Origin of the sequence: Zhongshania sp. (assembly GCF_041623545.1) — a bacterium.
GTDB lineage: Bacteria > Pseudomonadota > Gammaproteobacteria > Pseudomonadales > Spongiibacteraceae > Spongiibacter.
Genome location: NZ_JBFJWS010000103.1, coordinates 1 through 10,102 on the forward strand (window position 1 = coordinate 1; position 10,102 = coordinate 10,102).

At 50.8% G+C, this 10,102-nt stretch carries 9 protein-coding genes; 3 read left to right on the forward strand and 6 right to left on the reverse strand.

The window, feature by feature from the left end; all coding sequences use genetic code 11:
- A partial coding sequence (locus tag ABYT30_RS10690) for an RND family transporter (RefSeq protein ID WP_373096396.1) occupies nucleotides 1–2,310 on the reverse strand: 2,310 nt, incomplete at its 3' end.
- Between the two features lie 175 nt (nucleotides 2,311–2,485).
- Between ABYT30_RS10690 and ABYT30_RS10695 the strand changes: the two genes are divergently transcribed.
- The 3 genes from ABYT30_RS10695 to ABYT30_RS10705 all read left to right on the forward strand — a co-directional run bounded on the left by ABYT30_RS10695 (nucleotide 2,486) and on the right by ABYT30_RS10705 (nucleotide 5,583).
- The gene (locus ABYT30_RS10695) at nucleotides 2,486–3,301 is read left to right on the forward strand and encodes an outer membrane lipoprotein-sorting protein (protein WP_373096398.1); all 816 of its coding nucleotides are present in this window, start codon (nucleotides 2,486–2,488) and stop codon (nucleotides 3,299–3,301) included.
- Nucleotides 3,302–3,311: 10 nt separating this feature from the next.
- Nucleotides 3,312–4,523: a hypothetical protein gene (locus ABYT30_RS10700; protein ID WP_373096400.1), complete on the forward strand. Its 1,212-nt coding sequence runs from the start codon at nucleotides 3,312–3,314 to the stop codon at nucleotides 4,521–4,523.
- Between the two features lie 61 nt (nucleotides 4,524–4,584).
- On the forward strand, nucleotides 4,585–5,583 hold the full coding sequence (locus ABYT30_RS10705) for a PHB depolymerase family esterase (protein ID WP_373096402.1): 999 nt from the start codon (nucleotides 4,585–4,587) through the stop codon (nucleotides 5,581–5,583).
- A gap of 12 nt (nucleotides 5,584–5,595) precedes the next feature.
- On the opposite strand, the gene ABYT30_RS10710 is transcribed toward ABYT30_RS10705, so the two are convergent.
- The 5 genes from ABYT30_RS10710 to ABYT30_RS10730 all read right to left on the reverse strand — a co-directional run.
- Complete coding sequence (locus ABYT30_RS10710; protein ID WP_373080680.1) at nucleotides 5,596–6,126, reverse strand: MOSC domain-containing protein; 531 nt, start codon at nucleotides 6,124–6,126, stop codon at nucleotides 5,596–5,598.
- Between the two features lie 19 nt (nucleotides 6,127–6,145).
- Nucleotides 6,146–6,787, reverse strand: coding sequence for a TIGR04282 family arsenosugar biosynthesis glycosyltransferase (locus ABYT30_RS10715; RefSeq protein WP_373080682.1), 642 nt, complete (start codon nucleotides 6,785–6,787; stop codon nucleotides 6,146–6,148).
- A gap of 6 nt (nucleotides 6,788–6,793) precedes the next feature.
- Nucleotides 6,794–7,492, reverse strand: coding sequence for a TIGR04283 family arsenosugar biosynthesis glycosyltransferase (locus tag ABYT30_RS10720; protein ID WP_373080683.1), 699 nt, complete (start codon nucleotides 7,490–7,492; stop codon nucleotides 6,794–6,796).
- Nucleotides 7,493–7,494: 2 nt separating this feature from the next.
- Entirely contained in the window at nucleotides 7,495–8,292 is a 798-nt protein-coding gene (locus tag ABYT30_RS10725) for a DUF547 domain-containing protein (RefSeq protein ID WP_373080685.1), read from the reverse strand.
- 7 nt (nucleotides 8,293–8,299) lie between these two features.
- A partial coding sequence (locus tag ABYT30_RS10730; RefSeq protein WP_373096404.1) for an FAD-dependent oxidoreductase occupies nucleotides 8,300–10,102 on the reverse strand: 1,803 nt, incomplete at its 5' end.

Consider the following 10,102-nt stretch of genomic DNA (forward strand, 5'->3'; position numbering starts at 1 on the left):
CAAAATGCCAAAGCTGGAAACAATCGCCAAGTTCGACAATAAATAACAGGAGAAGGCACCCAACAATATAACCGTGGTAATTAACAGCGCCGGCCCCACATCTCGCATGGCGTCTTCTAGCGCGCGGCGGTAGTTGCCGGTTTGTAAAAAGCAGCGCCGGAAACGAATAACTAAATGTAGGGTATCGTCTACCGCAATGCCTATGGCGATGGTCGCCAGTAGCAACTTCATATAGTCGAGATGGATACCCAGCCAACCCATAAGCCCTAACACCACAATCACTGGCGCTAAGTTTGGAATCATCGCCAGCATACCGACTTTTACCGAACCAAAGGCGAGGCAGAGAAACCCCGCAACGATAATGAAAATCAGGCTATAGCCGTAAAGCTGGGTATCAGCAATATATTCGCCCATTTTCACCCACATTAGGCCAATTCCCGTTTTACGAATCTCGGCATCGGGAATGGGGTTAGCCGCTATATAGTCATCAATCGTTTTCAGTAGCTCGGTAATCGCCGCTGATCCCGTCATCTCCACACGTAACTCCATCACCGTGCGACTGTAGTCCTGAGACACAAATTCCTGCAGCTCTTCACCCCCAGACATTTCATAAACCAAGAAGTACTGAGCAATTAAATTCCGTTCCTCTGGCAATCGATACCACGCTGGGTCATCGCCATGAAAACTGCGGTTTAGGTCTTTTTGTATATCCACAACCGAATAGGCTTTTTTGACCAAGGACTGGGATTCTGCAAATTGCTGGATGCCCTCAATGGCCTTTAGTACGTCCGGCCGCTTAACCCCCTCGCTGTCATCGGTATCAATGATGTAGGTGACGTTGAGAATCCCACCCATGACGCTTTCGGCCAGCTCGGTATGCTGACGCCATTCAACGTGGGGTTTAAAGTCTTCTAGAAAATTAAAATCCACCTTGATCTGGGTCACACCAATCAAGGACACCAACAGTACTGTGCCACCCATCACTAACAACAGCATTGGACGCTTGAGGTTTATCGCAATACACGCTTCCACTGCGCGTAAAATTATCGGCAATACCGTGGTTTTTACTTGGTTGGGCTTTATTGTAGTCTTAGTGCTCTTGCCAAACGACAGAACCACAACGAGTAAAGTCATCGATAATACAAAGGTAAAAATCACCCCTGAGGCCGCGTATAAGGCCATCTCACTCAGGACCTTGAGCTGTGACACTGTCATCACCAAAAAGCCAACGGCGGTCGTAATCGATGCCAATAAACACGCACCACCAACCTTGGCGATAGCCGCTTTTACAGAAGCTTGGCGGTCGCCGGTTTCTGCGTGGGCCCGTTGAAATTCGAGAAGAATATGCACCGACTGAGCTACACCAACCGCGCAGATCAAGGTCGGTACAATACCGAAGAACAGGCCAAGTACCCAGCCAAAGGCCCCCATCATGCCCATGACCATAACAATGCTAAGCACTACGACGGCTAGCGGGCCAAGCAAGGCGATGACACTTGCCCTAAATAGAATGGCCGACAGAACAGCCAGCACCACTAAGGTCACCGCCGTACCGATGGCAGCGTCTTCCATAAACACATGGTTATACGCCGAGTTCATCGGCACATCACCAGTCAAGTAAAAATCAATACCCGCATACTCGGGACGCGCAAGAATCTCACGAATCTTAATATCACTTACCTGAGGGTAGAGATTGTCGAGTTGATTTCCTTTGGCCTCGTCGTAAATGATTTTCTCTAAGGGGTCTACGCTGCTGCGTTCCATTTCCAGAATAATCGCAGCGTAATCAGCCTTGGCATTAATGATGTAGTCCACATACAGCGGCCGCCCTAAAACCTCTGTGCGCAAATCCAATAGTTCCGCTTGCGTCTCAGGGAAGTCGAGCATGAGTTCATCAACGGTAATCGAGTCACCATCAGCGCGGATAAACTCAACCGTTGGCAAGCTGATCACGTCTCGAACATAGGGCACTTCGTCGGCAAACGCCTGGCTAAGCTGAGCCACTTGGCGCATAGCATCAATATTAAAGGGGCCGTGTTCTCGATCCGGCACCCGATACACAATATAAGTCACTTCGTCAGACAGGAATTCATCGAGATATTCGCTATAGGCAATATACGTTGGGTCGCTCTTATCAAAGTAGGCGTCAAGGCTATTATCGCTCTTCACCATACCCGCAAAATATAGGCCCAAGCCCAACATGACTAGGGACAACAATAGGACCAATTTGCGGTGGTGCACCGCCCAATCCGCTAAATAGCCAAATGACCGATCGACTCGATCGACAAATTTATTGTTTTGAATGGCCATAGCCAGTGGTAACTCCCCTGTTTATTATTATGATTTAGCTGTATACGGGCACTACTGAGCGCCCGCACACAATCTAATCAAATTTGATTTATGCTCGGATTATGCTTTAAGTTCACAGCCACATTCAAATGTATAATCGGCAATAATAATTCGCCGACTGCCTGGAGCCCCCAGCATGACCATAAAAAATAACTTTATCGCCCCGATCATCTATGCGCTGTGCCTATGTACTGCGCCGTTAAGCAATGGCCAAGAGCAAAGTACTGCAACAAGCAAGCCTGAAGCAAAAGGCCTGAGCATTGCCAAAGAGATGAAAGCCCGCGATCGCGGCTGGGTCGATAATAGCGCGGAAATGGAAATGGTGCTGCATAGCGGCAAGCGCGAAAGCCGTCGGGAAATGCGGGTATTATCGCTAGAGGTCATCGATGACGGGGACAAGTCCATGACCATCTTCGACAGCCCCAACGATATTAAAGGCACTGCGTTCCTCAGTTTCACCCATCCCAATGCTATGGACGATCAATGGCTGTATTTACCGGCACTTAAACGAGTTAAGCGCATCGCGTCCAAAAACAAATCTGGCCCCTTTATGGGCAGCGAATTCGCTTACGAAGACTTAAATTCCTTTGAAGTTGAACAATACGACTACCGCTGGTTGCGCGACGAGACTCTCGATGGCCAAGATTGCTTCGTTGTTGAATCCATACCAAGAGATGAATATTCAGGCTATAGCAAGCAAATTTCGTGGATTGACAAGACTCACTATCGAGCACTGAAGATCGATTTTTACGACCGCAAAGACACCCTGCTTAAAACGCTCACCTTATCGGACTACCAGCTACATCTGGACAAATTCTGGCGCCCAACCAAACAGTCGATGCTCAATCACAAAAATCAGCGCCGCACTGAAGTGTATTTACGCAACTACCAATTTGGCACCGGTTTAGACGAAAGCGACTTTACTGAAAACAGCCTGAAGCGCGCACGTTAAGAGCCTATTTATGAAGCATTTCTCTTTATCTTTGCGGCGCCTAGGCCTTGCAGCCTTATCCCTAAGCCCCTTATTCGCTCACAGTGAATTGCTCGGCTATATCGGCCTACAGGGCCGCGCGTACCCCATGTCAGCCGCCGACCCCGCGCAGGGTTCTGAAACGGTATCGGCGGTGATCGCGCCAGAGTGGTTTACGCAATGGAACGACGGCGACGATAGTTTTAATATTAAAGCTTTTTATCGCTACGACTCACTAGATGAAGAGCGCAAGCATGGCGACCTACGGGAGTTTTATTGGCAGCATGTTGGCGCGGACTGGGAGTTAACTGTAGGCATTAACACGGTATTCTGGGGCGTGACTGAATCTCAGCATTTGGTCGACATTATTAATCAAACTGATTTTGTTGAATCTGCCGACGGCGAAGACAAGCTCGGCCAGCCAATGATTCACTTTGCCAGTATTCAAAGCTGGGGGGTGATAGACGCGTTTATCCTGCCACATTTTCGGCCAAGGGAATTCGCAGGGCAAGACGGACGACTGCGCTCCACCCCCGCCACGCTCAACAACCAAGAGCGATATCAAAGTGATAAGGAAGACGAGCATATCGACTACGCCCTGCGCTGGAGTCATTATTTAGGCGACTGGAATCTAGGCCTGTCGTGGTTTCAAGGCACCTCCCGCGAACCACTCTATGAAGTTATTATCAGTGGCAGTGATTTTGCGCTTGCGCCCTATTACCCGCTAATTGAACAGAGTGGCATCGACGCTCAATATATTAGCGGCGACTGGCTGTGGAAACTCGAAGCCATTCACCGCCGCGGATTAGGGCATTCACTAGCGGAAGATATGAATGCCAGCACCGCCGGTTTTGAATACACCTTTACCGGCATCAATAGCCGCTTTTGGGATTTAGGCGTGCTGCTGGAATACTCCTACGACAGCCGCAGCACCGGACAGGCCGGGGTCTTCCAAAATGATGTTTTTAGTGGCGGGCGATTAAGTCTGAATGACATCGCGTCAACGGAAATTTTGTTTGGTATCAGCCAGGATTTAGACGATGCCAATAGCCGTAGTGCCGTCGTTGAGGCCAGCACGCGGCTAGGTGACTCCGTTCGTCTAATCGGTGAGTTCTACCACTTCCGTAGCACGCGAAGCGACGATCCACTGTACTCCATTCGACGCGACAGCTATGTGGAGCTGGCACTGGAGTATTATTTCTAGCTTAGATCTGCTGTTCAGAATCGCGTTATAATTGCCGGCAAACCACTTACTGTAGGCATCAATGTCAAAGTACAACATCATTCGTTCATGCCTAATACTCGCAATACTCGGCGGCGTGGTGAGCCTAATTTATTATGGCTACACGCCATCTCTCGCCCCACCAGCGAGTAGTTATAAGCTGCAAGACATTACGATTCAAGTGGGTGAGCAGCAACGCAATTACAGTCTTTATATTCCCCAAAAGCTTCGCGAGCAGGCACCAATGGTGTTTATGCTGCACCGCTCGATGCAAACCGTTGCCGACATTCGTGAGTCCAGCGGCTACCAATTTGAATTGCTGGCCGAACAACACGGCTTTGTTCTTGTTTATCCGCAGGGATATAAAAACCACTGGAATGACTGCCGTAAAATCGCAAGTTACGCCGCCCGCACTGAAAATATTGACGATTTGGGGTTTATCGATACCATACGACAGCACTTACACGAGCGCCTGCACACTGACCTCAACAAAACCTTTATTGCCGGTTATTCCAATGGTGGCCAACTAGGCTTTCGCTTTGCCCTAGAGCGCCCGCAAAGTGTGGCAGCAATCGCCGCCATTGCCGCCAACTTGCCAAGTGCCGACAATCTCGACTGTATTGAATCGGGCAGCGCCGTGCCGGTATTAATTATGAATGGCACCGAAGACCCAGTTAACCCCTATTACGGCGGCCAAGTTAGCCTCTTTAGTTTTGGTTTTGAATTTGGTGATCGCGGCAAGGTGAAATCTGCTGTAAGCACTGCCGAATACTTCGCCCATTTAGCAGGCTACAACGGCAGTCCAAGCGAAATTAAACACTTTAAAAATACCCTCGCCGGTGACCCCACCAGCAGCCATTACTATGCTTGGCGCGAACGAGGCCGAGCCGAGGTCATTTTGTACACAATTAACGAGGGAGGCCATGTAATCCCGCAGCCAAGCTACCGAGCGCCACGACTGTTAGGTCGCACCAGCATCGAGCTAAATGGACCTGAAGAAATTTGGGCATTTTTTGCTCGGCAACTCGCCAAACAACCGTAACCGAAAACCCGTTTAGTACAAGCTCATTTGCCGATCTTGGTAGGTGCCCGGCGGCAAATACACCACGGCATCACCGCAGCGGATTTTCCCAGATTCAATTATTTTTGCACACAAACCGCCGTAGCCCAACATCGCCACCAAACCGCCCGGGCCCAAGGTCGTTTCCATACGCGAACAAGGGTGACACAGCGCCGTTGCTTGAAACACCGCCTCGCCAATTTGAAAATACTGATGACGCAAGGCGTTGAGATTAATCCCCGACACCACTAGGTTTCGGCGCAACTGCGCGGGTGAAATCACCTCTTGCCCCAGATTCATGGCAATCGACTGAATGAACTCCTCGCTGATAAGGCTCACCTGCCGCGCCGAGCCCTTACTGCCGACGATGCGCCGATCACCCTGTAAGCCGCGATCCGCAACCGCCAGTGTGTGTTCAACAGCGACCATCGGCGCCCTGCGCTCTGGACGCAAACCAATCCAATCGAGCCGCCCTGGGGCAAGATTGTCGAGAAAACGGGAAATTAATCGGCCCTGGGCGTTCATCGCCAATGCCACCCAGTAATCACAGCCAGCCCTCGGGGAGGTGAACCAAGTCCGTGGCGTCGTCAATATCATGTACTTTAGGGTGCTCTAATAAACTCATACCGCATTCAGCCAAACGTTGACGGGTGATGCTAGCCACCTCCGCCGTACTCCACGGTATGTCCGCAAACAGGCGTGGTGTATAGCGCCGTAGCCCAAGTAAGGCATAACCACCATCGAAGGTCGGCACCATACAGCTGTCATGGCTCTGTAAAGCATTGGCTGCCCACTGCAAACTCGCCAATGAAATCGCAGGGCAATCACTCCCGAGTAAAATAATGCCCGCCGCCTGCGCCAAGCCTTGCTCGGCGGCAAATCCCATACGGCGACCTAAGTCACCCTCCACCTGAGTATAGACCTTGGCTGAAGTCGGGATGTTGATATCCCGCCATGCCACCTTACTAACGGCAGGTGTCGCCCAGAGTTCAAGTTTAAGCTGGTAATTAATATCGCTTTGCGCCTCAGCCTCTTGGCATTCCGCTAAGGTATGCTGCAGCATTTTTTTGGCTAAAGCCGCCGCGCCAACTTCACCCAAGGCTGGAATCAAGCGGGTTTTCGCTAAACCGGCAAGGGGCGCTTTAGCAAACAATTGTAGAATGAGGCGGGGAGCGATGCTTGTCACTGGGAACTATTCATAACGGCTTGCCAATTGCTCTGCGGGAACGCCCCGCCAATAAAGATAGCGTAAGCGCCACATAAGTATAATGGTTCGCCATATCCCCCTTTCCTGCCAGCGCCGCCCAGAGGTTTCAACTTTATTACGCAAGCACATTGGGGCCGCTCGCTCACGCAATAAGCTAGACAATGCAATATCTTCCATCAGCGGCTGGTCTGGAAAACCACCGACTTCAATAAACGTGGTTTCGCGAACAAATATTCCCTGATCCCCTGTCGCAATACCACTTAGCCGCGAGCGCCAGTTCATAAACCACGCAATCACCTTGAACATTTGGGCATCACCGCTAATACGCACGTCAAAGCGGCCCCACAAGCCGCTCCGTAAAGCGTTATTAACTCGCTCAAATGCGCACTCAGGTAATTGGGTATCGGCATGTAAAAATAACAGGTGGCTTCCCGCCGCAGCCGCGGCGCCAAAATTCATTTGTTTGGCTCTACCCCGAGGGCCCGACAAAAGGCGAAACCCACTGTCAGCAATTAAGGAAAGAGACGCGTCGCTGCTGCCACCATCAACAAATATCACTTCGACCAAATCTTGGCACTCTGCACGCTGCGTTGCCAATTCAGCCAACAGCGAAGGCAGCACTTCCGCCTCATTCAGTACCGGTATTATGACCGACAGCACGACATCCGAGTCGCTCACGCGCATGTTTATTTACCCACGTCATTTAGGGCCCAATCGTATTTACTGTAGTCTATGGCAAGTGATCCGGAAATAAGTTGCGCCTTTTCCCCATCACTTAATCCCAATGCTTTAGCATAAATAGCAAGGTATTCACGTAGTGACCTCGCTCCCTGCCAGCCCTTACTAAAATCTTGTACGTACCACTTAAAAATCGGCGAAACTAATAAAACTCCCTTACTTATGCCATTACGCCGCCGGTCGCTTAAGAAATTACGGGTGGCAGTCTCCAACTGACTGTCTAGGGTCTCAGCTTTATATGCCCTGTTTGCTAAAGCCGGACACCCTATACTGGCGCAATTCACAGCGAAATGAATACGGGGTTCCCCGTAACGGGCGGTACCGCGAATCAATTTATGCTCAATGTCGTCAAGGCTTCTGTTTTCACCCAACAAGGGGATAAAGCTTTTTTTCCACGGAGAGGACCAAAAATAACCAATGTCCTTAATCGAATCGATTTTCGGGTAACGAGACAGAATGAGCTTTACCGTCCAAGCATTGTAGGCATTGATTAAAAAGGCAAGTTGGCTATCGTCAGACCAAGTAGCAAAGTTCGACGTTGAGACCGCGGCCAGCCGCGCCAAATATTCATCCAATACAGCCTCGTTTCGCTTCATCGCCGCGTAATCGACTTGGCTTTGCTGCCCCCGTGGCCCCATGCGCACATGGTCCTGGAGTAATTGATTCCACTGGCTATGAGATATGTCCGCGCCATAAAGCGCGGGACACAATACCATTAGAAAAATAAATCCTACGGTCCTAAACATAGTCTTCTCAACTCCTACGCCAGCGATGAAACGCCACCAAATATTTATACGCCCATTCCGGCGCATGGGATTTCCCCCACTCTCCGGCCACGTATTTATTGGCCTCGGCCATGCTGGGATAGCTGTGAATGGTACCGAGAATTTTCTTCAGTCCCAAACCATGTTTCATGGCTAAAACATACTCGGCAAGCAGTTCGCCAGCTTGGGCGCCCATTATCGTCACCCCCAAAATGCGGTCCTTACCCGGTACCGTAAGCACCTTGATAAAGCCCTCGGCTTGGCTATCGCATATCGCCCGATCTAGATCATCAATACCGTAACGACTCACTTCATAGGGAATACCTTGCTCCTTCGCTTCCGCCTCACTTAATCCGACACGCGCCACTTCCGGGTCAACGTACGTAACCCAGGGAATTACTGAATAGTCGGCCTTAAACTTTTTAAAACTGCCAAACAGGCCATTTACCGCGGCATACCACGCTTGATGAGCGGCGACATGGGTAAACTGATACGGGCCAGCAACATCCCCCGCGGCGAGAATATTAGGGAAGATGGTTTCTAAATAATCATTGGTTTTAACTGTTCGCTCAGTATCAATACCCAGTGCCTCAAGACCATAGCCAGTGAGCCGCGCACTGCGGCCTACAGCGCAAATCAAGGTATCAAAGACAATCGTCTCCTCATCGCCGAGGGCATTGCGAATAATCAGTTGTTTTTGCCCGTCTGCTTGCTCGCAGCGCAGCGCCTTGGTGTTCGTCAGCACCGCTACACCGTCTGCGGTCAGCGACGCGGTGACCGCGACCGAAACCTCGTCATCTTCACGAATCATCACCCTCGGCAACATCTCAACTTGGGTTACCCCCGATCCCAAACGCGCGAAGGCCTGCGCCAACTCACAGCCGATAGGGCCGCCCCCCAGCACCACAAGGCGCTTAGGTGGCTCCACCTGGTTAGCGAGGGCGTCCCACAGGGTATCACTCGTCAAATAGCCAACTTCATCCAGCCCTGGCAAGGGCGGTATGGCCGGCTGGGCACCGGCTGCAATAATCACTGAGCGCGCACTGAGGCGCTGGGTGCCACCATTATTCAAGGCTATTTCCACCGTCCACGGATCTACCAGCTTGGCATAGCCTGCAATGACCTCAACCCCTAAATCGGTGTAGCGGGCAATGCTGTCATGGGGCTCTATTTGGGCTATTATCGCCTTAATCCGCGCCATTACCTTTCTAAAATCAAGGGCCGGCGCATGAGGCTCTAGGCCATAGACGTCACCGTGTCGCTGCTGATTATGCACCTTGGCTGTTTTAATGAGGGCCTTGCTCGGCACGCAGCCGTAATTCAGGCAGTCTCCCCCCATTTTATGCGCTTCGATCAAGGTCACCTTGGCTTTTACTGCCGCGCCAATATAGGCACTTACCAGTCCCGCTGCGCCAGCACCAATGACGATCAAATTACGGTCAAACTTGGCCGGCCGCTGCCAGCCGGCATAGACTCGACGTGCCTTAATAAGCGCTAACAGCCATTTGGCTATAAAAGGGAATATACCCAATAGAACAAAGGAGGCCAGCAAAGTAGGAGACAAAATACCCGACAAGCTCGTCAACTCACTTAGCTGGCTTCCCGCATTAACGAATACCACCGTACCAGGCAACATGCCTAACTGGCTCACCCAGTAAAACTGCCGGGTTTTTATCGGCGTTAAGCCCATTAGCATGTTAATTAAAAAGAAGGGGAAAACCGGTACTAGGCGCAGGCTAAACAAATAGAACATCCCATCGCGTTCTACCCCGTCGTTAACGGTTTGCAAACG

Coding starts and splice junctions, on each gene's coding strand:
- ABYT30_RS10700 (WP_373096400.1), top strand. CDS start 3,312: ATGAAGCATTTCTCTTTATCTTTGCGGCGCCTAGGCCTTGCAGCCTTA.
- ABYT30_RS10705 (WP_373096402.1), top strand. CDS start 4,585: ATGTCAAAGTACAACATCATTCGTTCATGCCTAATACTCGCAATACTC.
- ABYT30_RS10710 (WP_373080680.1), bottom strand. CDS start 6,126: ATGAACGCCCAGGGCCGATTAATTTCCCGTTTTCTCGACAATCTTGCC.
- ABYT30_RS10725 (WP_373080685.1), bottom strand. CDS start 8,292: ATGTTTAGGACCGTAGGATTTATTTTTCTAATGGTATTGTGTCCCGCG.
- ABYT30_RS10720 (WP_373080683.1), bottom strand. CDS start 7,492: ATGCGCGTGAGCGACTCGGATGTCGTGCTGTCGGTCATAATACCGGTA.
- ABYT30_RS10695 (WP_373096398.1), top strand. CDS start 2,486: ATGACCATAAAAAATAACTTTATCGCCCCGATCATCTATGCGCTGTGC.